Here is a 26,589-nt window from a genome sequence, read left to right on the forward strand (position 1 = left end):
CGCCATGACCCTCTAACGAGGCGAGCGATATCTACCGGGCCGCAAAGCAGATACGGCAGTCTGCGGGCGACGATGCACGGGCGGGGCGATACTCCCTTGCAGTCATAGTCCGAGCGTGCAGCCGTATTCAGGCGGTGAGGCGTCACAGGCAATGAGCAGGGCTGCGCGAGAACCGCGCGGGGGTGAGATTCCCGTGGAGCTGAAAGCCATCAGCCGTCCGTTTCTGCTTTTCTTGAATAGCGGACAAGCCGCTGTTCATACGATAGAAGCAACCATGTATTTCCGAAAGGGGGACGACTATGCCTAAGCAGGAAATACTTAAAAAGACAACGGAACACAAGATAGGCAAAGTGACCTACCTTGTGAGCGCGGCGCCCAGCGAGCGCGCGACCGAACCCATAGAAAAGAAACTGGCGAAGATGATCCGTAAGGAAGTCGTGCAAAGCGCCCAAAACGCGGCGGTTTGACCCAGTTAAGCCAAAACCAGCAGACAGGCAGAACGATATGCGGTACAATATGTGTGGGACAAGATTTGTTCTGCACATATTCGCTTGTCTGACTGTCGGGAAGGAGGCAGAAATGTTACAGTCAGATAAGATCACCGCTTTATATTGCCGTTTGAGCCAGGAGGACCTGCAGGCCGGCGAGTCCGGAAGCATCCAGAATCAAAAGGTCATCCTCCAGAGGTACGCAGACGAGCATCATTTTTTGAACACGCGCTTTTTTGTGGACGACGGATTTTCCGGCGTCAGCTTTGACCGCGAGGGCTTGCAGGCTATGCTCCAGGAGGTGGAGGCGGGCCATGTGGCTACTGTCATCACGAAGGACCTGTCGCGCCTGGGCCGTAATTACCTGAAAACCGGCGAGCTGATCGAGGTCATCTTCCCAGAGTACGACGTTCGCTATATCGCTATCAACGACGGTGTGGACACGGCGAGGGAGGATAATGAGTTTACCCCGCTGCGAAACTGGTTCAACGAGTTCTACGCGCGAGATACCTCCAAGAAGATCCGCGCGGTCAAGCAGGCAAAAGCTCAGCGGGGCGAGCGCGTCAACGGCGAAGTGCCTTATGGCTACATCATCGACCCGGAGAATAAAAACCACCTTTTGCCCGATCCTGAAACCGCCCATGTTGTCCGTCAGATATTCGCCATGTATATCCGTGGTGACCGTATCTGTGAGATTCAGGACTGGCTTCGGGAAAACAGGGTTTTGACCGTCAGCGAGCTCCGCTATCGCCGTACCGGAAGCTGCCGTCATCCGCGGCCGCATCCGAGCTGCATCTATAATTGGCCGGACAAGACCCTCTATGATATCCTGTCAAGAAAGGAGTATCTGGGGCACACAGTAACGGCGAAAAGCTACAAGGTATCCTATAAGTCTAAAAAGACGCGGCGCAATTCGGAAGAAAAGCAGTATTTCTTCCCCAATACCCATGAGGCTTTGGTTGACGAGGAAACCTTTGACCTTGCACAAAAGCGGATCGCCACGAAGCACCGTCCAACCAAGTGTGATGAAATCGACCTGTTCTCCGGCCTGCTGTTCTGCGGAGACTGCGGTTACAAGATGTATCTTCAACAGGGCGCGGGCACATTGGAGCGCAAGCACGCTTACACCTGCGGCCGTTACCGTAACCGCATACGGACCGGCGAAGTCTGCACCACCCACTATATCCGCAAAAGCGTTCTGAAAGAACTGGTGCTGGGCGATATCCAGCGGGTCCTTTCCTATGTGAAAGCCCATGAGCAGCAGTTTATCGCCGACGCCACCGAATATGGGGACGTCAAGGCAAACAGGGCGCTTCGGGAAAAGCGCGGTGAGCTGGACAAGGTAAAAAAACGCCTGGGCGAGCTGGACCGTCTTTTCCGCAAGCTCTATGAGGACAATGCCCTGGGCCGTCTCAGCGACCAGCAGTTTACCTTCATGGTATCCGGCTATGATGATGAAAAGGCTGCCCTGGTGGAGAAAATACGCACTCTTGAAAAGGAACTCAATACTGCTACTGAGCGCCGGGACGATGTAGGACGCTTCGTACAGATCGTCCGCAAGTACACGGACGTGCAGGAGCTCACCTATGAGATCGTCCATGAGTTCATCGACCGTATCCTTGTTTACGAATTGGACAAGGATACAAACACACGGAAGATCGAGATATATTACAGCTTCGTCGGACAGGTCGATACAGGCGAGGCACATACGGAAAGCGTTTCCTTCTTCCGCCAGATCGGCGCTGACGTGAAAAGCTACGCCGTATAAACAAAAAGCCGGGGCAGATAGCGCACCATACAAAAATGGTTACGCTATCTTACCCCAGCAAAGTTGGTGCCGGAATATCCGTCATCCACAAAGAACACCGGATTTGCCATATGGTGCTCTTGGGAATACGAAAGCAGGATACTCTTCTGATTCTCAATGGAGAGGGATTCGCCAGCTCTCTCATCCTCCTGAGAAAGTCTGCAATAGAGAGCGGTAATTTTATCGGTTGCTCCAAACATTTCTGTTTCCTCCTTTGGTGGAGCAACTGTCAGTACAGGGGTGGTTGCCATCATGTTAACATAACTTTTCTCGTTTGTCATGCGTCCTCCCCCATCTCAGTAGAAAAATTTTGTGCGGTGATCCGCTCCAGCTTCCGTAGCATATTCTGAGAGCCTTCAAAGCTGCCGGTGACGGTATAAACGGTCCCGGAGATTTCTTCCGTCAGGGAGATAGACGGGATCTGATAAGCAGAAATATTCCAGCAGTGCAGGTTTCCGTTTTCGTCCCGGTACACGGAACTGCGCTTTGGGGTTTCGGATGTACGCTGGATTTTGAGATAAGGATCAAAGGGGACCTCATTCTGTTCTGGATCTTCCTCAAACAATCCTCTCGGCCACTTCATTGCGTCTTCGGCCTTTGCGAAAGCAGCCTCCTGGTCGGTATTCTCATCGACATCGAATACCTCGCTTAATGCCCAATCAAAAAAACTATCCCACTCGTCTTCATCTTCCGGTAATGGAAGGTGCAGCATCAAATCGAAAAATTCACGAGCCAATTTCCACTCACGCTCGCTGAAGCCTTTGTGCGCTTCCGGGCCAAAATCAATTCCGCATTTTCCAAACATATTCTTCCTCCTGTCTATTCCGTTGTTGTAACATTGAAAGAAGGCAGCAAAAAAAGGCTGCCACAAAACGCACCTGTCCTGCGAACGCAGCAGATGTGTTATGTAACAGCCTTACTCTTAAATGGTAAAAGCAAATACTCTGATTCAAAATCAGAGTCAAGTGGGGCTCGCCCACAATATGTCAGAAAAATAAACTATTCAATTTTAAGTTCATTCTACACGATGCGGCAGGATTTGGCAAGTATTTGCCTCTGGTGTTAAAGAAAATTTTTCAATTTGCCACATAGGGCAGATACAGAAAATGAAGGATTTGTTTTCAGAGAAGCCATCAGAACGATGGCACAGCCGCTGCCGCAAGGCAGCGTTCGAGGGGATTGGGGCGTTTCCCCAACAAGCGATCTACAAAAATTGTGCGGAGCAGAATTTTCGTAAGCAGGTAACCATGGCCCTGTTTACACTGCTTGCGAATTTGTAAAGCGGCAAAGTGGTACCACTTTGCACTGCTTGCCAAGTTGTGAAACATCCCGCCCGGAGCAGCTCGTTCAAAATCCTGGCATTTTCTCACTTCGGGCCAATTTCAAAATACAAAAGCAGAGGGCCTCCGGTTTCCCGGAAGCCCTCTGCTGATGAATTGCTAAAGAGTGTACAGATCAGATGCCTGAAAAGCACCTGTCACAAAGTAGCAAGCAGTGGAAACCTGTACAGGTTCCCTCATTTTCGCCGATTCGCCCGCTGGCCGAATCCGCAAAAATTGCTTGCTGGGGGAAGCATCCCCAGTCCCCTTTGAAACCATCTTCGATGGTGGCTGCGCGCTTTTTATTTTAGATAGTCTTCGACAATTCTAATAAACTCGCCAATATCCAAAAAGTAGTTTGGGTATGCCGCTTTCACTGTTTCATATGAGGCTGCTCGAACCAAAACAATATCAAGCAATTGATCACCTTTGTGTTGTTCTAAGTAATCATAGCAGGCATTGGCACGCTCAAGTTCGCTCGGTTTAAAGAAGTATCTTTTTAACAGATGGGTAGTATAGTTCAGCTGTAAAATATAGTATCCTTTTTTATCTGGAATCCTATCGACATCATGATCTATTGTGACTCTAATTGCTCGGAGCATATCGGTAAAGAACTCCTTATAGGTGTGGTTTAATTCATCAATGCGCTCTCTATCATCGTCGGAAGGCTCTTCTGGGAGTCGCATCTGATCCAGAGGCAGAAGAATAAGCTCTTTAATCCTTGTCTTGTAACGGTAGTCATTCCATCCCCATTCCAGCCAGTTTTCAAAGCTAGGGTCAGGATTGGGGAAGCTTTGGAATTCAGGCTTGTGGACAGACAGCAACGCATCTGTTATATTTTCTGCGTCTTCCTCTTCTACCCGATCTCTGTAATACACCCTGATATTTTTCGGGTGATCTGGGAGAGAATCGACAGAACGCCACCACGGATAATCTGATACCGTGAGCACCACTTTTCACTTAAATTTATTCAGCTCTTCAATAAATTTGAAGAGGGATATTACCATTCCCTTGACTTTTCCAAATTGCAGTGTTAGTATAAAAGTGAGATTATTATCTGTTATATAACTTCTCGGAATCTCAATGAAAGAGATTCCAACTGAAAATTGACAACTGAATATCGTGTAGGAAAAGAAATTTCTGAGAAATGGACATAAACATTGGACATAGTGGGTACTATGCCTTGAAAAATCTTATGGAGTCGCTTAAAATATTATTGTTAGGCGGCTAATCCTAATAATGATTTTTGAAATGCCTCGGCAGAGGGCATTTCCCAGGCGTCAAGATGTTGTAGCATTATGATGCCATAGAGGCGGCAGTACCACATCTTTGTAGATCGGTGCCTGCCGTCTTCTAATTTATAGTCTTCTTTCTCACGCTTATTGGAACGTTCCACGGAAGTTCTTCCATTGTATTCCTTTTCCCACGCTCTTGAGTCTCTTGGCGGTATGTTAAACAGCCTTGGATTATCTTCGGTAAAGATATGCACGGTTCTGCCGTATTTTGCTGGCGAACAGGGATGTTCACAGAAACAGCCACGTTTCCGGTTCGCCTTTGGACACCGGTATTTCGCCCGGTGTTTAGCAACTTCATATCCATCTTTATGCATGCGTAAGCCCAGTTTGCAGACCGGGACGCCATCATCGTCAATCGTGAAATCGTCCTTATAAGTGAAATGCCCGGTATGACCGGGATTCAAGTCGATAAAAGGCGTGATCTTTTCCCGTCTGCAGTATTCGTAGACAGCATAGGCATCGTGGGCAGAATCCAGAAGGAGTTTCTCGACCTGAAATTCCGGAAGATAAGCTTTCATCGAAAAAAAAGAATGAAGAAATGAAAGCATATCGTGCCGGGAAGCCCGTTCCAAAACCGGGAATACAGGAAGATCGCTGTGGGAATCGGATGCCACATACATGTAGAGATGGTAGCCGAAGAAATAGCATTCCCGATGGGAGTCCCATCCCCAGTTGCAGTCGGGCTGGGAATAATGACGCTTGCAGCGGCAGGAAGGACAGCCGTTCTCCTTACAATCGCAAGTTCGTTTTTTCCGTTGCTGTGCGGCAGTGCGGACAGGGGTACCGTCACCGGCAAGTGCCAGATGCTCCGGATGGATCAGTCCTCTGTGAATGGATTGATCCAGAAACTGGTGTTTGTAAAGCTGGAAAATAAGAAAAAAGGGATTTTCCGGTTTCAGATGCCAACGTTCCAACAGAGGAAGAAGTTTGGAAGCTATACTGGAAGAATCACAAGGGGTCTTATCACCTTTCTTTGTCCCTTTAGGCGGCTTCATTTTAGGGAAACGGTCTTTGGGAGAAAGATTGTTCCTGTCATCCTGCCAGATACGGGAAAAGAAATCATAAAAGGTTCCGACCCCGGGAGTATCTCCAAAAGTGAAACCACTAAGGATTGCATAAAGGGGAGTTTCCCTGAGCATGCGGCACCAGCTGGTGATGGAAGTTACTTTCAGTTTTAAAGCAAGCAGGTAGGAACGTAGCATACAGGAAGGGAGCCTTGGTTCAGGACCAAAGACAGAATAGCATTCCAGCATAATGGAATCCGTCAAAGAAAGATCAAGATACCAGAACTGCACGATATAATCCCAGGTGCTTTTTGGAAGCACAAAGGGATCAGGATAAAACTTAAGGAAATCGGATACGAAAGTATCCTGATAGGCGGCATGTCCGCCAGGATTACAAGGTAACAAAAAATCGCCTCCAGTCGATTGAAATAAAATATAATCAATCGGCTTCGCCACAAATTTTGAACGATTTGTCAAGCGTTTTTTGCAAAAAAAAGTGGGTGATTTTTTTAGAACGGAGTCTGAAAGCCTTAAAAAATCAAGGCTGAAGATTCCGAGAAGTTATTTATTATCAAAGGAGGATTTACAAATGAAAAAATATACCCGCGTACTGTAGCTGCTGATGACCCTGGTTCTGGTCCTGGGTCTGTTCCCCACGGTAGCCTTCGCTGCCAGCTATCCCAAAGCCTATGACGTCAGCTTCCAGCTGAAGGATGGCACTGTGATCGACGAGTACGATAACGTCAGCTATGTGAATAGCGTCACTGTTCCCAAATACCGCGAGGTTGAGACCTGGTACTGCAAGGCCCTGGACAAGGAAGTCGCCACCGGCGAGACGGTCTCGGCAGATTTTGGCAAGGACAAGAACGTTGTTTTTGTGGCCGACGCTATTCTCCCCAAGTCCTTCACTCTGAACTTCTGTCTGCCCAACGGCGTCAAGGCAGGCTGCGCCGTTCTGTCCCCCACGAATATTTTTAAATCGTTCACTGTTCCCATGGTGGACGGCGCCAGCGTGAACTGGGCTGCTGATGGCGTCACTCTGGCAGGCGGCCAGATAATCACCGGTCAGGACCTGGACCTGGACTATGACTGGTATGAGAAGAACCCTGTTCTGAACTTCGACCTGACCAGCGAGGCCGTGTATCCCGACGCTTTCACTGTGAAGTTTATCGATGACAACGATCAGCTGGTCCGCGAGCAGACCGTGAACGCCTGGAACTTCTTCGCTGCTCTGGACGTTCCCGACGGTATGTGGTTCTGCCCCCGTCAGCGCGCCGTTGTCAGCCAGTATGACTACATCAGCGGCCAGACCCTGGATCTGGACTACACTTGGTACGGTTCTCATCCTGTCGTGGAGTTCTACGCCAACTGAATCCCTGCATCAGCAAACGCCCGGACCGAAGTCCGGGCGTTTTTCCATGCCCCCCGCCAAGCGGGTTTTATCTCGTGCACAGTGCTGACCATGTCGTGCATCTCCGGTCTCGGTGACGTTCCTGCCTGCGTCCCCCCGTCCCCTTTCATTCCGAGCGCCCCGTGTCATCCCGAGCTTGTCGAGGGATCTTGCGACCCCAGGAGGAAAGATTCTTCGTTGCTCCGCTCCTCTGAATGACAGGAACGGAACCAGAGAGCGGCAGCGAAAAGAGGAGACCAGGCAATGCCCCGTCCCCCCGGGAAGGGCGCAAAAAAGCCCCGCACTGTTGGAACGATCTCAATAATATCGCCTATATCACAGTTCAGGGCTGTACAGATTTTCACAAGTGAATCTGTTGATACATTTTCGTTGCGCCCCATTTTCGCAATCAGTGCAGAACTTACTCCAGCAGCTTGCTGCAAATCTTTCTTTTTTATATCCAAATCGATCAGAAGCTTCCAAAGCTTTTTATATGAGATAATATCCAAATATACCCATAAAAAAACTCCTTCACATCTATTTCCGTAGACGAACTTAATAGCCAATATCTTTCAGAATTTTATCGATTTCCTCAAATTCGTCTTGGGTGCTTGGTTCCCATGCTGAATCGTTGCACCAACGGCAGTATATTGCTTTTCTGTCTCGCATTCTGTGACAATATGGGCATTCCACTACGTCGTCTTCGCCGGTATCCACTGATGTTCGATGTGCACACTTAGAGCAATATGTGGTATCGACCTTATCCTACAGAGTATTTTCGTCAGTGTTGCCGCAATTTGCGCATCTCATACCATCATCTCCATCTGGGATGTATTTGTAATCTGTATTATCATCGTATCCGGAAGATTGAGAAGCTACATACACTGCACCTACAGTGACAGCTGCGACGCCCACAACCTTACCGGCAGTTCTCAACCATTCCTTCGCTTTTGCCTTTCGTGCCTGCTTACAGTCGATACATAGTGTAACATCTGGATTGTCAGAAAAGCGGTTTGTCACATACAAAAAAACCAGGCATCATCAAGATTTTTATCTCAATAATGCCTGGTTTATGTTTTCCAACCCTGCCAGACAGATGCCATATATCAGTAATTTTCGTGGGTTACTGTTTTATGACCACCCATCTAAATCCGGGCGGTTTTTTTATTGCATCTGAAAGAATCGAGTGTTAAAGTTACATAGAATACAGATGAACAGAAGGAACGGAATTTGAAATGGAACAGGGGAATTTTACTTATATTCTGAAATGCAGCGATGGATCTCTTTATACAGGCTGGACGAATGATCTGGAACGCAGAGTAAAGGCACACAATGCTGGAAAAGGAGCGAAGTATACAAAGAGCCGCAGACCGGTAGAATTAGTTTATTTTGAAGCTTTTTCAACAAAACAGGAAGCTATGCGGCGAGAATGGGAAATTAAACAGCTTTCTCGTGTAGAAAAATGCAAGCTGATTCAGGTGAAAGAGCAATAAGAATATAAAAACAGACGGCTCAAACAGGCACAACGGTAGGTGCAGGCGAGTAGTCTGTTTTTTTGTGTCAAAGCAGGTCGAACGATTCCAGAAGAAAATAGATATTTTGACTTGAAAAATAATTTTACCCTGCTATAATAAAAGAAACGATGACAAGTAGTAATTAAAACTACATAAAGCAGTAATTGAAATACACAGCGTTTCTGACAGGAAAGGAATGAGCAGGATGAAGTATATCAGAAAAAATGGAATTAAGGATCCCGGCAGTGCGATTACGCATGGGATTGCGCTGATCCTGGCGATGGTGGGAACGCTGCCATTGCTTTTGAAGGCGGCTCGGGAGCCGGATCATCTGCATGTGATTGCGATGGCAGTATTTATGCTGAGCATGATTTTGCTGTATCTGGCGAGTACCGTGTATCACACGTTTGATGTAAACGGGAAGGTGAACCGTCGACTGAAAAAGTTTGATCATATGATGATTTCCGTGCTGATTGCGGGAAGCTATACGCCGATCTGTCTGATTGCGCTGCATGGACGGACGGGAATTGCACTCTGTGTACTGGTGTGGGCGGCAGCGATTGGCGGGATTCTCGTCAAGGCATTCTGGATCAATTGTCCGAAGTGGTTTTCCTCAGTGTTGTATATCGCAATGGGATGGCTTTGTGTACTGGCATTTCATCCGTTGTTTCTGGCTCTCTCACGGCCGGCATTTGGATGGTTGCTGGCGGGGGGCATCATTTACACGGTCGGCGGGGTGATTTACTCCTTAAAGATGCCGATGTTTAATGCGAAGCATAAAAAGTTCGGAACACATGAAATTTTCCATCTGTTTGTGATGGGTGGCAGCTTCTGTCATTTTATTGTGATGTACTATTTTGTGGCGGCGATGCCGGTGTAAAAAGAGTTGAAATAAAAAGGCGGCTGTGCCGGGAAGAAAAATCCCGGTACAGCCGCCTTTTTGTATAGATGCAGCCGTCTAGTTCAGCTTAATATTCTTAAACAGCGATCCCAGTGTCGTTGTCACTTCCTCTGTCTCCGGGAGTTCGATGGTTTCTTCCTGAATTTCTTCAGCTGCAACGTCGTCGAGTGCCTTCATGGAGAGGCTGAGTTTGCCGTCTTTGATGGCGATGACTTTTACTTTGACCTTATCGCCGACTGCCAGGACTGCGGATGGGTGTTTGATACGTTTGGCGCAGATCTGGGAGATGTGGACGAGGCCGGAGAGACCGTTTCCGAGGCTGATGAATGCGCCGTATGGCTGCAGGCTTTCCACGGTTCCTTCGGTTACGAGGCCGACTTCTACGTTGGAGATTTTCTCTTTGCGCTCTTCGTCTGCTTTCTCGCGGAGAATTTCGCGGGCGGAGAGGATCAGGCGGTCTTTTTCTTTATCAAGGTCAAAGACCTGTACCTGAATGTCTTTGTTTAAGTATTCGTTCAGATCTTCCACGTAGTTCAAAGAGAGTTTGGAAGCCGGGATGAAGCCGCGGATTCCTTCGACGTATGCGATGACGCCGGCGTTTACAATGCCCTTTACTTTGACATCCAGCACGGTTTTTTCTTCTTTATACTGTGCGAGTTTTTCCCATGCGAGGATATCGTTTGCCTCTGCGCGGGAGAGAAGAATGTTGCCGTGGCCATCGTCTTTGCGGATCACGGTTGCGGTGATTTCGTCGCCGACCTGAACAGCATCTTTTAAGGAGAATCCAGGCTCGTTGCTGAAGTCCTCGGCGCGGATGACGCCCTCTGCGTAGTATTTCAGATCGAGAATCACCTCTTTTTCATCTACGGAGATGACGGTTCCGGTGAGCATGTCGCCTTCCTCAATTTTTTTGAAGGAAGCTTCCAGCTCTGCGGAGAAGTCATCCATGGTTAATTTTTCTTCTGACATAATGAAACACCCCTTTTTCGTAAGAATAACAGGAAAACGAGAGGAAAATTGTGGATTTATGAAAAAATCGGGTTCAATTTTACACGTTTTTCTATCTGCGTTTATCTTAACATAAAAGATTTTCTTTGACCAGATGAAAAAAGGATGGTAATATGTGTGTAGTCGTTACCGAAATTACTGAGACGAACTTACTGTATACCACAAACATACAGAAGGGAGGAGTACTATTATGAAATCAAATTCAAGAGTTTACGTAATTGGACATAAAAATCCGGATACGGATTCGATCTGTTCGGCGATTGCCTATGCGGATATCAAAAACAGAACGGATAAAACAAAAACCTACGTGGCACGCCGTGCTGGTCAGATCAACGAGGAGACCGAGTATGTGCTGAAACGCTTTGGGGTGCGTGCGCCGGGCTACCTGCCGAATGCGGGAACGCAGGTAAAGGAGATTGAAATCCACGAGGTGCCGAGTGTGCCGGGTACGATTTCCGTGAAAAAAGCATATTCCATGATGAAAAACAACAACGTTGTGACGCTGCCGATCACCTCGCCGGAAAACGATCTGCAGGGTGTCATTACCGTCAGCGATATCGCGGAATCCTACATGGATTCGTATGACAACCATGTCATGTCCCTGGCGAGAACACAGTACCGCAGTATGGCAGAGACGCTGGACGGATCTGTCATTGTCGGAAATGAGCATGGATATTTTATCCGCGGAAAAGTCGTTGTCGGCGCGTTCCATCCGGATACGATGGAGAACTATATCGAAAAAGATGACCTTGTCATCCTCGGAAACCGTGCGGAGGACCAGCTCTGTGCAATCGAGATGGATGCAAGCTGCATTATCGTCGGACTTGGCGCAAAGGTGACGAAAACGATTCAGAAATTTGCAGAGGAAAAATGCTGTGTGATCATCAGCAGTCCGCATGACACGTATACGATTGCGCGTCTGATCAACCAGAGTATTCCGGTCAAATATCTGATGCGCAGAAGCAATCTGATCACGTTCAATACCGAAGATTTCCTCGATGATATCAAAGAAGTCATGAAAAATCAGAGACACCGCGATTTCCCGATTCTGAACAAGAAAGGAAAATATGTGGGAACGATTTCCCGCCGGAATCTGATCGGAAATGCAGGAAAGAAACTGATTCTCGTCGATCACAATGAGGAATCACAGGCGGTCGATAACGTCAAAGAGGCGGAGATTCTTGAGATCGTCGACCATCATCGTCTGGGATCACTTGAGACGATGGCGCCGGTTATGTTCCGCAATGAGCCGGTGGGCTGCACGGGAACGATTATGTATGAAATTTATAAGGAAAAAGAGCTGGAGATCGCGCCGAACATCGCAGGACTGCTCTGCGCAGCCATCATTTCCGATACGCTGATGTTCCGGTCGCCGACGTGTACGTTTCTTGACAAAGCGGCAGCAGAGGCGCTGGCAGACATTGCAGGCATCAGCATTCCGGAGTTTGCATCCGAAATGTTCCGCGCAGGAAGCAATCTGAAGGATAAATCTCCGGAGGAGATTTTCTACCAGGATTTCAAAAAATTCATCATGGGCGATGTTACGTTTGGTGTCGGCCAGATTACATCCCTCGATGCGGGCGAGCTGGAATCCATCAAGGAACAGCTTCTGCCGCAGATGGAAAGCGAGTGCGGAAAACACGGCATCGAGATGGTATTCTTTATGCTGACCAATATTATAGAAGAATCTACAGAGCTTCTGTATTATGGAAGCGGGGCAAAGGAAGTCATCGAAAAAGCTTTTGAGGATCTTCCGGTCAACGAGGTCAGCTGCGAGCTGAAGGGTGTTGTGTCGAGAAAGAAACAGCTGATTCCGGCATTTATGATGGCGCTGCAGAATCAGTAAAAACAGAAAAAATAAAAAAGCGTGGTTCCGGGCCTGAAAACAGATCCGGGGCACGCTTTTTTCGGTCATAAAAGGGTGAAAAAGAGGAAAGGAAAGAAATAAGAATGGGAAAACAGACATGGAAAGCGGGAAATATGCTGTATCCGCTGCCGGCGGTCATGGTGTCGGTGCGCGGAAAGAACGGGGAGGACAACATCATCACCGTTGCCTGGGCCGGCACGGTGTGTACGAATCCTCCGATGGTATCGATCTCGGTGCGGCCGGAACGCTACAGCTATCAGATGATCAAAGAGAGCGGTGCGTTCGTCATCAACCTGACGACGGAGGACCTCTGCTATGCGACCGACTACTGCGGCGTGCGCTCGGGAAGAGATGTGGATAAGTTCAAAGAGATGAAACTGACGAAAGTCGAGGCGGAGGAGATTTCCGCACCGATGATCGGGGAGTCGCCGGTTAATATCGAGTGTAAAGTGGAGCAGGTGCTCGAACTGGGCTCGCATCACATGTTTCTTGCAAAAGTTGTGGCTGTCCATGCAGATGAGGCATATATGGATGAGCACGGCCGCTTCGATCTGAACCGCGCGAAACCGATTGTGTATTCCCACGGAGAGTACTTTGGAGTCGGGAAAAAGCAGGGAACCTTTGGCTGGAGCGTGAAGAAAAAATCGAAAACACCTAATATAAAAACAAAAAACCGCCGCTAATCTTTATTTTCTAAAGAATCAGCATGCGAAATTTTATGGTACTTTCGGTAAAAATATACAAAATCGACAAAAATACTGAGTAAATATTAGAAAACGCTACAAAATCATGATTTATTAGAAATTTTTTGCGTGAAATATTGCAAAAACCGGATATTTTATGCTATAATATCAACCAATCGTTGACCTTATAAAATTAAGTGATCCGGAGGACGGGAGAATCCACCGGAGACGCGAGAGAGTGCGGAAATGATTTTCTCCACGCTTTAAGGCTGATGAGAACCGCAGATGGATCTTTTAAAGAAATCTTTCTGCACTACATTAAGGGAGAAATTTCAAGGAGGAAACTAACATGTCATACGTAGATGAGGTTATTGAGTCCGTAGTTGCAAAAAACCCAGCTGAACCGGAATTCCATCAGGCAGTCAAAGAGGTTCTGGAATCTCTTCGCCCTGTTATTGAAGCAAACGAGGAAAAATACAGAAAAGTTGCTCTTCTGGAGAGAATGGTAGAGCCAGAGCGTCAGATCAAATTCCGTGTGCCGTGGGTAGACGATAAAGGACAGGCTCATGTAAACACCGGATATCGTGTACAGTTTAACAGTGCAATCGGACCTTACAAAGGAGGAATCCGTCTGCATCCTTCTGTAAATATTGGTATTATCAAATTCCTGGGATTCGAGCAGGTATTCAAAAACTCACTGACCAGCCTTCCGATCGGCGGAGGTAAAGGTGGTTCTGACTTCGATCCGAAAGGAAAATCTGACAGAGAGATCATGGCATTCTGCCAGAGCTTTATGACAGAGCTTTGCAAATATATCGGCGCAGACACCGACGTACCGGCTGGTGACATCGGAACAGGCGCAAGAGAGATCGGCTTCATGTTCGGACAGTACAAGAGAATCCGCGGCGTATACGAAGGCGTTCTGACTGGTAAAGGTTTAAGCTACGGCGGATCTTTAGCAAGAACAGAGGCTACCGGATACGGACTGCTGTACCTGACCCAGGAGCTGCTGAAACTGAACGGCATCGACATCGCAGGCAAGACCGCTTGTGTATCCGGTTCCGGAAACGTTGCAATCTATGCAATCGAGAAAGCTACCCAGCTTGGTGTGAAAGTTCTCACCTGCTCTGATTCCAACGGATGGGTTTACGATCCAGACGGAATCGATGTAGCTGCATTAAAAGAGATCAAAGAAGTAAACCGTGCCCGTCTGACCGAGTACAAGAAATATCGTCCAAACTCCGAGTATCATGAAGGACGCGGCGTATGGGTTGTAAAAGCAGACCTTGCTCTTCCTTGCGCAACTCAGAACGAGCTGCTGCTTGAGGATGCAAAAGCACTGGTAGAGAACGGATGCACCGCAGTATGCGAGGGCGCTAACATGCCTACTACTCTGGAAGCAACCAAATATCTGCAGGAGCACGGCGTAATCTTCGCACCTGGAAAAGCTGCAAACGCAGGTGGTGTTGCAACATCCGCACTCGAGATGTCCCAGAACTCCGAGCGTCTGTCCTGGACTTTCGAAGAGGTTGATGCAAAACTGAAGAGCATCATGATCAACATCACACACAACATGGCTGATGCTGCAAAACGTTACGGCCATGAGGGCGACTATGTTATGGGCGCTAACATCGCAGGCTTTGAGAAAGTAGCTGACGCTATGATGGCTCAGGGAATCTGCTAATCCGATTTTGAGAAATCCAAAGGGATCTCCGGTTAAGACCGGGGGTCCCTTTTTGCATAAAAGATAGAAGAAACACAGAAAAATAACGAAAATTACAGGGTACAAAAAAACATTACATTTTGCAACGAGACTAGACAGAAGAAATAGACTTTCACGCGGTACCGTGTAAATAAAACGACAGAATGTGCGAGTAAGCTGTATTATTATGCATAAATGCAATATACAGGTAAGATAAAAACGTAAGAAAAACGTAAGAAAAAAAATATTTTATGTTCAGAAATAGAGCGTATAGTAAACAAAAATAATGCAAAAATAATGAAAAGCAGAAGTTGACAAGGGCTTGTGTGAGAAATATAATTATTTATGTATGGATAAAGAACTTGTTTGCATTAATATGTAATGAATTTGCATACAGGGAAGAGGAATCCCGGAATGGATTGGCAGGTTTTGGGGCAGCACCATAAGGAAGAGGAAGAGAAGATGACATTAAAAGATTGCTACATGCAGATGGGAGCAGATTACGAGGGAACCGTTCAGCGGCTTCGCAGTGAATCTCTGATTCAGCGGATCATTTTAAAATTTCCGCAGGATCCGAGCTATCAGGAGCTTTGCCAGGCACTGGCGGACGGAAACATTGAGGTTGCATTCCGTGCAGCTCATACATTAAAAGGCGTGTGCCAGAATCTTGGTTTTAAAAATCTGTACGAGCCAAGCGCCGAGCTGACCGAGCGGTTAAGACCGCTGCAGGAGACCGAGACGGATGATCTGATGCAGAAGGTGACAGAGGAATATAACCGCACCGTAAAAGCGATTGAGGATTTCCAGAACGCTTAAATTGAAGGAAGAAAACAAGGAGACATCGATCTGTGAGACGAGGAACACAGACCGGTGTTCTTTTTTGTGGAATTCTGTACAAGATGCGGGTTGACGGAAAAAAAAAAACATGATAATCTTTTTACATAAAAGCACAGCTTATGAAGCAGACTTGTTTGAGAAGAAAAACTTATGATTATCTATAAGAAAAAATGGGTATACTTTTTGGAAAAATTCCGGCTGTGCAGGGCATATTCCATACCGAAAGGCAAGGCAGCCCAAATCTACAAAAGCAGGAGAAAAGCAATGAAAAAAGAAAAAAGTTCAGCTATGGGAACCCCGTACACCTTTGAAGGACGGATTCCGCTGAAGCAGGCAATTCCGCTTGGATTGCAGCACGTAATGGCGATGTTCGTAGGAAACCTCACCCCGCTTCTGATCATCATGGGAGCGTGCGGTCTGACAGCGGATGCAGGATATGGTGCGCTTCGTACGGCACTTTTGCAGAACGCAATGACGGTCGCCGGAATTGTTACTCTGGTACAGATGTTTTCTATCGGACCGATCGGTGGTAAGGTGCCGATTGTCATGGGTACTTCCTCCGGTTTCCTCGGTGTATTTAAGAGTGTTGTTGCTGTGATGGGACAGGGTGCGCTGACATACGGTGCTATCCTTGGCGCGACGATTGTCGGTGGTTTATTTGAGGGTGTGCTCGGTGTCTGTTTAAAGCCACTGCGCAAATTTTTCCCATCCGTTGTTACCGGCTGTGTCGTTATGGCGATTGGTCTTTCTCTGATTCCGGTTGGAATCAATTACCTCTGCGGAGGTTCCGGAACGAACGATTACGGATCCATGCAGAATCTCTTCCTTGGCATGGTCGTTCTGGTTGTAACACTGGTACTGAAGCATTTTACAAACCCGAAAGGGATTTTAAGCACAGCTTCCATTCTGATCGGTATCCTGGTTGGCTATGCGGTAGCTGTGATTATGACCATGGTTCTGCCGCATACGGGAACAGCGGTTCTGGAAGACGGAAGCACAGTTTCCTATACGTATTCCTGGGTTGTTAATTTCCAGCAGGTAAAGGATGCTTCCTGGTTTGCACTTCCAGGTATTGCAGGCTTTGGAAAATTGGCTGAGGTAAAACCGGTATTCCGCCTGGAAGCTATTCTTCCGGTTGCGATTATGTTTATCGTAACAACCGTTGAAACGGTCGGTGATATCTGCGCCTGCGTAGAGAGTGGTATGGATCGTGAAGCAACCGATTCCGAGCTTTCCGGCGGTATCATCTGCGACGGTCTCGGATCGAGCTTTGCAGCAGCGCTTGGCGTTTTGCCAAATACTTCTTTTGCACAGAATGTCGGTATTATTTCGATGACAAAAATCGTAAACCGTATGGCACTTTCCTGCGGAGCAGTGTTCCTGATTCTCTGCGGTCTCTGTCCGAAAATTGCAGCATTCGTTTCAATTATGCCGCAGTCGGTACTGGGCGGTGCAGCCGTTATGATGTTTGCATCCATTCTGGTTTCCGGTATCCAGCTCATCACAAAAGAGCCGATTACGAGCCGTGAGATCACGATCGTTTCTGTTGCACTGGGTCTTGGCTACGGTCTTGGATCCACAGCGGGAGCAACTTCTGAGCTTCCTTATTATATCCAGCTGATTTTCGGCGGCTCCGGTATTGTTCCGGCAGCTGTTGCTGCGATTGTGCTGAATATTATTATTCCAAAAGAGAAGAAAAAAGCAGAATAAAGAAGAGATAATGAAAAAAGAACCTCTTAGTTTTCCTGGAAGGAGCCTTCTGGAGAGAAATTAAGAGGTTCTTTTTCTGTACAAAACGTTCGAACAAGTGTAAAATATACAAAATGACGGAAAAACGAATGGAAAATTAGTTGAGATTAAAAGAAATACCAATATCAAAAAAGTCAAGATTGACTATAAATTTAAAAATAGTGTATAAAATCGACAATATGAAGTAAAAAAATGAAATAAATTGTGAAAAATATATAAAAAGTGCTTGCCAAAACGGGCGGAAGAGAGGTATAATCATTGCATAAAAAGTGTGGCAAAAATGTGAAAATTTTAGGCAAAACGTATGATTGCAAAAGAGAGATGATTCGTCAGCCTGGACAAAAACAACAACGGAACACACTAAAAAGAACGTAAAACACAAGGAGGACACCAAATGAAAAAGAAAGTAATTTCTGCATTATTGGCAAGCACCATGATCGTAAGCCTGGTTGCATGCGGCAGCACAGGCGGCGACAGTTCTGATGCAAGCAGCAAAGGAAGCGACACAACAGCAACAAGCACCGCAGGCGGCGACGACGCAGCAACTGCTGAATCAGGCAGCGGCTCCGGAGATTCCGCAGCTTCCGCTGACTGGATCGAATCTTCTACACTGGAAGATGACGCTGTACCTGGAGAAAATGACGACAGAGCATTCGAGAAATTCGATCATGTCGTAGAAGTACATTATGGATATCAGGTCGACCCGAAGGATACCACACTTCCGGACGGCGATTCCGTAGATAACAACCAGTACACCAGATATCTTCTGGACAACTACAACATCAAGGTTGTCTGCGACTGGACAGCAGGTAACACTGCAGACTTCCAGCAGAAAGTATCTCTGGCAATTGCATCTGCTTCCCTTCCGGACGCAGTTATCGCACCGACCCGTAACTACCTGGTACAGGCCGCAAGAGCAGATCTTCTTGCAGACCTCTGGCCGGAGTTCAACCAGTACGCATCCAAACAGGTAAAAGAGATCATCGAGACCACCGAAGGACGTGCCATCAATAATGCAACGGTAGATGGAACCTTCTGCGCACTGCCGAATGTTTCTGTAGATACCGATGGTGTTTATCTGTACTTCATCCGTCAGGACTGGCTGGATCAGTTAGGACTTGAAGTTCCGAAGACAGTTGATGAGCTCGGAGAAGTAGCTCAGAAATTTATGGACGCAGGACTCAGCAAGGACTATGCGATTGCCGGTATCGACAATGGCGGAAGAACCTACTCCAACTTCCTGAACTCCTCCAACAACGGATACGGCTTCGATGCTGTATATCAGGCATTCAACGCAACACCGGGATACTTCCTGAAAGACGATTCCGGCGAGCTGTATTGGGGAACTACAACAGATGAGATGAAAGAAGCCCTTACCACTCTGCATGACTGGTATGAAAAAGGCCTCATCAACCCGGAGGTTGGAACCACAACCAACGGCGACAATGCAAACAATGTTAAGAACGGAACCTGCGGTATCTTCATGGGACCATGGTGGAGCCTTGGATACGGCAACCCGGATTCCTTCCGTAACGATAACAACGCAAACTGGCAGGCATATCCGCTGTACACCAAAGATGGTGAGTGGAATGTTCATATGAAAGACGTTGGAACTACCTATACAATGGTGAACAAAAACGCATCTGACGATGTGAAGAAAGCCATTGTCATCATGAACAACGTACTCGTTCGTGATGAGTCTACCTTCGATACTTCTGTAGCAATCGGCTGGTATCCGCTGCGTAACACCATGGCGGCTACCGACGAGTGCGAGTATGAGTATGATGCACTGATGGGCATCCTCAAAGGCGAAGCATCTGCAGACGATTATCAGCAGGGTGGAAGCAAATTTAACGGTCTGTACAAGAACCTTGCAAACGATGCTGCAACTTTGAAAGACGTTATTTCTTCTGATTATGACGGATCCAGAGACCTGGCAATCAGTGATATGGATGTCAATACTAACAACGGACAGTTCAACAGATTCTATGCACTGCTGATCGGTGACCGTCCATATGCAACACTTGAGCCGGATCACAAGATCTACTCTGAGCTGTACTACACCATCGATGGAATGGATACCTACTGGACCCAGATCTCTGACCTGGAAGATAAGAGCGTCCTTCAGTTTATCACCGGTGCAAAGAGCCTTGACGAGTGGGATCAGTTCTGCACCGACTGGCATGTACAGGGCGGCGATCAGATCCTTGAGCTGGTAAAAGATTACCTGGCTGAGTAACTTATGTAAATGTATGATGTGGAGGGTGGGGTACAGGAAAACCTGTACCCCATCACTTTAAAAAAAATGACATCAAAGGAGGATCTTGCCGTGAAGAAGAAAAAAGGCCATCTTGGGCTGTCAAATTCCTTTCACTATACGTTAATGGTTCTGCCGGGTTATATCTGGCTGTTCATGTTTTCCATCGTCCCGATGGTCGGTATTGTAATGGCATTCCAGGATTACAATCCGAGTAAAGGATGGTTCGGCTCTCCGTGGGTAGGCATGAAATGGTTTAAATACCTGACGGTTATCCCGGATGCAAAACGGGCACTTGTCAACACACTGATCATTGCAATTGCAAAGGTTATCCTGAATATCATCATTCCGCTGGTGTTTGCACTGCTGCTGAATGAGGTAAAGAATATGAAGTTCAAAAAGACGGTTCAGACGATTGTGTATCTGCCGCACTTCGTATCCTGGGTTATCCTGGCAAACATCATCACCAATATCCTTGGTGCAAACGGAATCTTCAATACCGTTCGCAGTGCATTCGGTGCAACGGATACGGTTCTTCCAATGACGATACCAGGCATTTTCCGTCAGTTACTGATCGGAACCGATGTATGGAAAGAGTTTGGTTACAACGCAGTTATTTATCTGGCAGCCCTGACCGGCATCAGCCCGAGTCTTTATGAGGCAGCTGCTATCGACGGTGCAAGCCGCTGGAAACGGGTATGGCACATCACCATCCCGGGTCTGGTTCCGACTATCGTCCTTCTGACCACACTGGCAATGGGCAACGTTCTGAATGCTGGTTTCGACCAGGTATTCAACATGTACAACCAGCTGGTTATTGAAACTGGTGATATCATTGATACATATGTATACCGTGTTGGTATTACAAACATGCAGTTCTCGCTGGCTACTGCAGCAGGTCTCTTCAAATCTGTTGTCAGCTTCGTGCTGGTTGTTACTTCTTATGTTTGTGCTTACAAGTTTGCTGATTACAAGATTTTCTAAGGAGGGCAGAAATTATGATAGAAAGCAAGAGTTTTGGCAGCAAAGCGTTTAAAGTCATAAATGCCATCATCCTGATTCTCCTGGCATTCAGCTGTTTTTATCCGTTATGGTATACGTTCTGCGTATCCATTTCTTCGAAGGCAGCCGCTGAGGGTGGTCTTGTAACTGTTTATCCGATCGGACCGAACGTAAAATCCTACAGCCTGATCATGGGTGATTCCGCATTCTGGAATTCCTTCTGGATTTCCATCAAACGAGTTGTCATCGGAACCGTATGGACCATGGTTGTCCTGATCATGATGTCCTATCCGCTGGCAAAGAGCAAAACAGAGTACAAACCGAGAAATGTCCTGATGTGGATCCTGGTATTCTGTATGCTGTTCAATGGTGGTACCATTCCGTGGTTCATCACCGTTAAAAACTATGGTATGATCGATACCATGGCAGCGCTGGTTCTGGCTGGTTCTGTTCCGGTATTTAATGTACTCCTTATGATGAACTTCTTCCGCGGTATCCCAGGAGACCTTGAGGAGGCAGCCCGTGTAGACGGTGCCGGTCCGTGGCGTATCCTGTGGCAGATCGTCGTTCCGTGTTCCAAACCGGTTATCGCAACCATCGTCCTCTTCACATCTGTTGGTTACTGGAACGAGTATTTCCAGGGCCTGGTATTAATGAACAAGGAGACGAACTATCCGTTACAGACCTACATCCGTCAGATCTCCGTTCAGATCCCGGTAGGCGTAACTCTGACCGCAGAGCAGTATCAGCAGTTAGCACAGAACTCCAACAAATCTCTGGAGGCAGCAAAGGTATTCATCGCCCTTGTTCCTATGCTGATTGTATATCCGTTCCTGCAGAAATACTTTGTAACCGGTATTACACTGGGAGCAGTAAAAGAGTAACACGAAAATAAACGGTATCAGCTTCTGAAATATCATACAGAAAAAGCGGTTTTCCAAGAAGGGAAGCCGCTTTTTCTGTATGATATTTCAGGAAACTTCGTTGAATTTTCATGCAAATAAAAAAACCTCCGGGCAGGATCGAACTGCGGCGGAGAGAAATTATGTCGCCGGAGCGACCCGCTGCAGGCGGAGAATCCTGCCGTAGCAGGATTCTTTCTTGCGCTCGGGAAGAAAACAGCGTAAGATAAAAGGGAAAACAGAGGACGAAAGATTACAGTTTGCCGGGTAACAGTAAACTGTAACGATAAAAGGCTCCGAAAGTATATGGAAAGAGCAGGAGGAATAAAAGTTGAAAAAACAGAATATCATTTTAATAGGCATGCCGGGAGCCGGCAAAAGCAGCGTTGGTGTAATTCTTGCGAAAGCACTGGGATATGAATTTATCGATACGGATCTTGTGATTCAGCATCGGGAGAAACGTCTTCTGCGTGAGATTATCGCGGATGAGGGAAACGAAGGATTTCTTGCGATCGAAAACGAAGTCAATGCAACACTTGAAGCCGACAAAAGTGTCATTGCGCCGGGTGGAAGTGCTATTTACGGAAAAGAGGCGATGGCACATTTTAAAGAAATCGGAACCATTGTGTATCTGAAACTGTCGTATGAGGATCTGGCAAAACGTCTCGGAAACTTAAAGGGCCGCGGTGTTGTTCTGAAAGAGGGGCAGACCCTGAAGGATCTCTATGAGGAGAGAAGTAAATTATATGAAAAATATGCTGAGATCACGGTCGATGAAAGTGGAAAAGATATCCAGGGAACCATTCTTGCACTGCGTGAGCAGATCGGTATGTAAAACGGCAAAGCGGAAATATTCAGAGAAGAGTGAAAAATATATTATCATGTAATAATAAGAGAAATGTTCTGAAAGCATAAAATTACATATCACGTTTCTCTGAATATTCTTGGCTGAAAAAGATGGGAAAAAACGGAAATAGTACAGAATATATTAAAATTGATTTACAAAATATTAGATTTGAGTTAAGATAAGGGAAGACTGAAGAGTTGCTGCGGGGAGCAGTGTGTTTCAGCGCATCCGGAGTGTGCAAAAAAGACAGAAAAGACTTTGATTCGTTATGATTGGAGAAAGCACACTCGTTAAGTTATGAAAAAGAAAATTTGAGGTGAATATATGGAACAGTATGTCATCAGAGGTGGAAATCCTCTTGTGGGCGAAGTGGAAATCGGGGGAGCAAAAAACGCGGCGCTTGCAATTCTTACGGCAGCAACGATGACCGATGAAACGGTCCTGATTGAAAATCTGCCGGATGTCAGCGATATTAATGTACTTCTGGAAGCAATTGCAGAGATAGGAGCTACCGTGGATCGGATTGACCGCCATACCGTGCGGATCAATGCATCGACGATCGGCGATCTGAGCGTTGACTATGAATATATCAAAAAAATCCGTGCGTCTTATTATCTGTTAGGTGCCCTTCTCGGAAAATACAAAAAAGCGGAGGTTCCGCTGCCGGGTGGATGCAACATCGGAAGCCGTCCGATTGACCAGCATTTGAAGGGATTCCGCGCACTTGGTGCGGAGGTAAACATTCGCCACGGTGCAATTATGGCAAGTGCGGCAGATCTGCACGGAAGCCACATTTTCCTGGATATGGTTTCGGTTGGAGCCACCATCAATATCATGATGGCAGCTTCGATGGCGAGAGGAAATACAACGATTGAAAACGCTGCGAAGGAACCGCATGTTGTTGATGTGGCAAACTTCCTGAACAGTATGGGAGCAAACATCAAAGGAGCCGGAACAGATGTCATCCGTATTAAGGGTGTTGACACGCTGCATGGAACCAGCTACGCAGTTGTGCCGGATATGATTGAGGCAGGTACGTATATGTTTGCAGCGGCGGCCACCAAAGGGGATGTGCTGATCAAAAACGTGATTCCAAAGCATCTGGAAGCAACGACGGCAAAGCTGGAAGAGATTGGCTGCGATGTCGAAGAATTCGACGATGCGATCCGTGTGAGCGCAAGCAGACGCCTGGGCAGAACACACGTAAAAACACAGCCGTACCCGGGCTACCCGACCGATATGCAGCCGCAGATTGCGGTTACACTGGCACTGGCAAACGGTACAAGTATTGTAACAGAGAGTATTTTTGAAAACCGCTTCAAATATGCGGATGAGCTGGCCCGCATGGGAGCCTGTATCAAAGTAGAGGGAAATACAGCCATTATCGACGGCGTGGAGAAGCTTACCGGAGCAGAGGTTTCCGCACCGGATCTTCGTGCAGGTGCGGCACTTGTGATCGCAGGTCTTGCAGCAGAGGGGATTACTGTGGTCGATGATATTGTATATATTCTGCGCGGATACGAGGATTTTGATGGAAAGCTACGGGGACTCGGTGCTGAAATTGAGCGCGTGAACAATGCGAAGGATATTCAGAAGTTCCGGTTGAGAGCGTAAAAAAGGCATTGACAAAAGAGATTTATCTGTGTTATATTCAACTGCAGTTGTAGTGTGTAACTCGATTTTTGGAGGCATTAACTATACATAACAGGAATTGTTTATGTGGGTTAGTGTCTCTTTTTTGTACTCTGTTTCAGAAAAAGGGTACAGACCGGCTAAAAAGATGCAAAACCGCAGAAACTCTTCTTGTAAAAAGTATAAACTACACAAGGAGTAAAAAAATGAAGGACAAAATTTTTAGTGTTCTGCAGCGAGTGGGAAGAAGCTTTATGCTCCCGATCGCAATCCTTCCGGTAGCCGGACTTTTGCTGGGAATCGGAAGCTCATTTACCAATGCAACCACGATTGAAACGTACGGGCTGACAAGCTTGCTCGGCAACGGCACAATTCTTCATGCACTGCTGGTGATCATGAACAAGGTAGGAAGTGCTGTGTTTGATAACCTGCCTCTGATCTTTGCGGTAGGTGTTGCAATTGGTATGGCAAAGAAGGAAAAAGAGGTTTCTGCCCTGTCAGCCGTTATTGCATATTTCGTTATGAATACAGCAATCAACGCAATGCTGACCATTACAGGTCAGATTCTGGCAAACGGAGAAATTGCAGAATCCGTTCTGGAAGGAACCATCACTTCTGTCTGCGGTATTCAGTCGCTGCAGATGGGTGTATTTGGCGGTATTATTGTCGGTCTTGGAGTCGCTGCACTTCATAATCGTTTTTACCGGATCCAGCTTCCGAATGCACTTTCTTTCTTTGGAGGTACTCGTTTTGTACCGATTATTTCTACGATCGTCTATATGTTTGTGGGAATTTTAATGTATTTTGTATGGCCGGTTGTACAGAACGGCATTTATGCGCTGGGTGGCCTGGTAACCGGCTCCGGTTATGTCGGAACGCTGATTTTCGGTCTGATTAAACGAGCACTGATTCCATTTGGTCTGCATCACGTATTCTATATGCCTTTCTGGCAGACAGCAGTCGGAGGTACCATGGAAGTGGCAGGACAGATGGTGCAGGGCGGACAGAATATTTTCTTCGCACAGCTTGCGGATTCTGCGAATGTCGCACATTTCAGTGCAGATGCAACGAGATATTTCTCCGGAGAATTTATTTTTATGATTTTCGGACTTCCGGGAGCAGCACTTGCCATGTACCATTGTGCGAAACCGGAGAAGAAAAAAGCAGCAGGCGGTCTGCTTCTTTCCGCAGCACTTGCGTGTATGGCAACCGGTATCACAGAACCGCTGGAATTCTCGTTCCTGTTTGTTGCACCGGCATTGTTTGTCGTGCAGGTTATTCTTGCGGGAACAGCTTATATGATCGCACACATCCTGAATATCGCAGTAGGTCTTACCTTTTCCGGCGGACTTCTGGACTTCTTCCTGTTCGGTATTTTGCAGGGAAATGAAAAGACAAGCTGGATGAGGGTGATTCCGGTCGGTATTCTTTATTTCTTCCTGTACTATTTTATCTTCAAATTCATGATTAAAAAGTTTGATTTTAAGACACCGGGTCGTGAGGATGATGATGTAGAAACCAAGCTTTATACGAAAGCAGATGTAAATGCCAGAAAAGAGGCGCAGAACGACGGGGCAGCATCGGAGGATGCCATGAGTGAAGCAATCACAAGAGGTCTTGGCGGAAAGAAAAATATTTCGGATGTGGACTGCTGTGCAACAAGACTGCGCTGTACGGTTCATGATGCGGCGAGAGTCAGCGATAGTATTTTAAAGGCGACAGGAGCATCTGGCGTTGTGCATAAAGGAAATGGCGTACAGGTTATTTACGGACCAAATGTAACTGTGATAAAATCAAATTTAGAGGATTATCTGGAAAAAGCTCCGAATACGTATGCGGAAGCAGAAAATGCACCAGCCCAAAAAGAGGTGGAGCCAGCGGAGGAAACAAAAGAACAGAAGGTTGTGGATACCATTACTGTCTGCAGTCCGATGAGCGGACTGGCTGCCGAGCTTTCTACTGCGCCGGACGAAGCATTTGCGGAAAAGATGATGGGAGACGGCGCTGTTGTAACACCGGAAGATCCTTATGTGCGTGCTCCGGAGGACGGAGAAGTTGCGTTTGTTTTTGACACAAAACATGCGATTGGATTTGTAACCGATTCCGGGGTCAGCCTTCTGATTCATGTCGGAATTGATACAGTAAAACTGAACGGAGAGGGATTTGAGGCACTGGTAGAAAGCGGCCAGACCGTGAAAAAAGGTGATCCGATGCTGAAGCTGGATCTGGAATATCTGAAAACACATGCGCCGTCGGTTACGTCACCGGTTCTTTGCACAGAGCTGGAGGAGAACCAGAGAATTCGTCTTTTGACAGACGGACCGGTAAAAGCAGGAGATCCTTTATTTGCGATTGAGATTCTCGCGTAAGCTGTGCCTTAAAAAC

At 46.9% G+C, this 26,589-nt stretch carries 20 protein-coding genes and 2 pseudogenes; 16 read left to right on the top strand and 6 right to left on the bottom strand.

Going from position 1 to position 26,589, the window contains the following annotated elements; genetic code table 11:
* Positions 1-299: 299 nt before the first annotated feature.
* Both ACY2VT_RS05010 and ACY2VT_RS05015 read left to right on the top strand, forming a co-directional pair.
* Entirely contained in the window at positions 300-467 is a 168-nt protein-coding gene (locus ACY2VT_RS05010) for a hypothetical protein (protein WP_461879133.1), read from the top strand.
* Positions 468-579: 112 nt separating this feature from the next.
* Complete coding sequence (locus ACY2VT_RS05015) at positions 580-2,256, top strand: recombinase family protein (protein ID WP_461879134.1); 1,677 nt, start codon at positions 580-582, stop codon at positions 2,254-2,256.
* 59 nt (positions 2,257-2,315) lie between these two features.
* On the opposite strand, the pseudogene ACY2VT_RS05020 reads toward ACY2VT_RS05015, so the two are convergent.
* From ACY2VT_RS05020 to ACY2VT_RS05035, 4 genes and pseudogenes are all read right to left on the bottom strand, one after another.
* Positions 2,316-2,495 (bottom strand): annotated as a pseudogene (locus ACY2VT_RS05020) (recombinase family protein); the annotation flags it as partial.
* Positions 2,496-2,572: 77 nt separating this feature from the next.
* Complete coding sequence (locus tag ACY2VT_RS05025; protein WP_461879135.1) at positions 2,573-3,100, bottom strand: hypothetical protein; 528 nt, start codon at positions 3,098-3,100, stop codon at positions 2,573-2,575.
* 816 nt (positions 3,101-3,916) lie between these two features.
* Positions 3,917-4,492 carry a hypothetical protein gene (locus ACY2VT_RS05030; RefSeq protein ID WP_461879136.1) on the bottom strand — a complete coding sequence of 192 codons (576 nt, stop codon included), beginning with the start codon at positions 4,490-4,492 and terminating at the stop codon, positions 3,917-3,919.
* Between the two features lie 341 nt (positions 4,493-4,833).
* Entirely contained in the window at positions 4,834-6,390 is a 1,557-nt protein-coding gene (locus ACY2VT_RS05035; protein WP_461879137.1) for a hypothetical protein, read from the bottom strand.
* Positions 6,391-6,535: 145 nt separating this feature from the next.
* Between ACY2VT_RS05035 and ACY2VT_RS05040 the strand changes: the two genes are divergently transcribed.
* On the top strand, positions 6,536-7,285 hold the full coding sequence (locus ACY2VT_RS05040) for a hypothetical protein (protein WP_461879138.1): 750 nt from the start codon (positions 6,536-6,538) through the stop codon (positions 7,283-7,285).
* A 326-nt stretch (positions 7,286-7,611) separates the two neighbouring features.
* On the opposite strand, the pseudogene ACY2VT_RS05045 reads toward ACY2VT_RS05040, so the two are convergent.
* A pseudogene (locus tag ACY2VT_RS05045) lies at positions 7,612-7,806 on the bottom strand (helix-turn-helix domain-containing protein); the annotation flags it as partial.
* 732 nt (positions 7,807-8,538) lie between these two features.
* On the opposite strand from ACY2VT_RS05045, the gene ACY2VT_RS05050 reads away from it, so the two are divergent.
* Both ACY2VT_RS05050 and trhA read left to right on the top strand, forming a co-directional pair.
* The gene (locus ACY2VT_RS05050) at positions 8,539-8,796 is read left to right on the top strand and encodes a GIY-YIG nuclease family protein (protein WP_461875131.1); all 258 of its coding nucleotides are present in this window, start codon (positions 8,539-8,541) and stop codon (positions 8,794-8,796) included.
* A 226-nt stretch (positions 8,797-9,022) separates the two neighbouring features.
* The gene (trhA, locus tag ACY2VT_RS05055) at positions 9,023-9,697 is read left to right on the top strand and encodes a PAQR family membrane homeostasis protein TrhA (RefSeq protein WP_461879139.1); all 675 of its coding nucleotides are present in this window, start codon (positions 9,023-9,025) and stop codon (positions 9,695-9,697) included.
* Positions 9,698-9,775: 78 nt separating this feature from the next.
* On the opposite strand, the gene ACY2VT_RS05060 is transcribed toward trhA, so the two are convergent.
* Positions 9,776-10,687 carry a 30S ribosomal protein S1 gene (locus ACY2VT_RS05060; protein ID WP_117813161.1) on the bottom strand — a complete coding sequence of 304 codons (912 nt, stop codon included), beginning with the start codon at positions 10,685-10,687 and terminating at the stop codon, positions 9,776-9,778.
* Positions 10,688-10,916: 229 nt separating this feature from the next.
* Between ACY2VT_RS05060 and ACY2VT_RS05065 the strand changes: the two genes are divergently transcribed.
* From ACY2VT_RS05065 to ACY2VT_RS05115, 11 genes are all read left to right on the top strand, one after another.
* A complete protein-coding gene (locus ACY2VT_RS05065) occupies positions 10,917-12,572 on the top strand; it encodes a putative manganese-dependent inorganic diphosphatase (RefSeq protein WP_461879140.1) in 1,656 nt (551 codons plus the stop codon).
* A gap of 104 nt (positions 12,573-12,676) precedes the next feature.
* The gene (locus ACY2VT_RS05070) at positions 12,677-13,276 is read left to right on the top strand and encodes a flavin reductase family protein (RefSeq protein WP_461875126.1); all 600 of its coding nucleotides are present in this window, start codon (positions 12,677-12,679) and stop codon (positions 13,274-13,276) included.
* Positions 13,277-13,625: 349 nt separating this feature from the next.
* Positions 13,626-14,960 carry an NADP-specific glutamate dehydrogenase gene (gene gdhA, locus ACY2VT_RS05075; RefSeq protein ID WP_295267053.1) on the top strand — a complete coding sequence of 445 codons (1,335 nt, stop codon included), beginning with the start codon at positions 13,626-13,628 and terminating at the stop codon, positions 14,958-14,960.
* Positions 14,961-15,392: 432 nt separating this feature from the next.
* Positions 15,393-15,794 carry an Hpt domain-containing protein gene (locus ACY2VT_RS05080; RefSeq protein WP_461879141.1) on the top strand — a complete coding sequence of 134 codons (402 nt, stop codon included), beginning with the start codon at positions 15,393-15,395 and terminating at the stop codon, positions 15,792-15,794.
* Positions 15,795-16,079: 285 nt separating this feature from the next.
* Positions 16,080-17,525: a uracil-xanthine permease family protein gene (locus tag ACY2VT_RS05085; RefSeq protein WP_461879142.1), complete on the top strand. Its 1,446-nt coding sequence runs from the start codon at positions 16,080-16,082 to the stop codon at positions 17,523-17,525.
* 433 nt (positions 17,526-17,958) lie between these two features.
* A complete protein-coding gene (locus ACY2VT_RS05090) occupies positions 17,959-19,803 on the top strand; it encodes an extracellular solute-binding protein (RefSeq protein WP_461879143.1) in 1,845 nt (614 codons plus the stop codon).
* A 66-nt stretch (positions 19,804-19,869) separates the two neighbouring features.
* On the top strand, positions 19,870-20,805 hold the full coding sequence (locus ACY2VT_RS05095) for an ABC transporter permease (RefSeq protein WP_082424640.1): 936 nt from the start codon (positions 19,870-19,872) through the stop codon (positions 20,803-20,805).
* Positions 20,806-20,819: 14 nt separating this feature from the next.
* The gene (locus ACY2VT_RS05100) at positions 20,820-21,707 is read left to right on the top strand and encodes a carbohydrate ABC transporter permease (RefSeq protein WP_022461206.1); all 888 of its coding nucleotides are present in this window, start codon (positions 20,820-20,822) and stop codon (positions 21,705-21,707) included.
* Positions 21,708-22,056: 349 nt separating this feature from the next.
* The gene (locus ACY2VT_RS05105; RefSeq protein WP_461875091.1) at positions 22,057-22,560 is read left to right on the top strand and encodes a shikimate kinase; all 504 of its coding nucleotides are present in this window, start codon (positions 22,057-22,059) and stop codon (positions 22,558-22,560) included.
* A gap of 336 nt (positions 22,561-22,896) precedes the next feature.
* Complete coding sequence (locus ACY2VT_RS05110; RefSeq protein WP_461875092.1) at positions 22,897-24,186, top strand: UDP-N-acetylglucosamine 1-carboxyvinyltransferase; 1,290 nt, start codon at positions 22,897-22,899, stop codon at positions 24,184-24,186.
* A gap of 224 nt (positions 24,187-24,410) precedes the next feature.
* Positions 24,411-26,573 (top strand): PTS transporter subunit IIABC, encoded by a 2,163-nt coding sequence (locus tag ACY2VT_RS05115; RefSeq protein WP_461879144.1) that lies wholly within the window; start codon positions 24,411-24,413, stop codon positions 26,571-26,573.
* Positions 26,574-26,589 lie beyond the last annotated feature (16 nt).

This window comes from Fusicatenibacter sp. (assembly GCF_050872605.1).
Lineage (GTDB): Bacteria > Bacillota > Clostridia > Lachnospirales > Lachnospiraceae > Fusicatenibacter.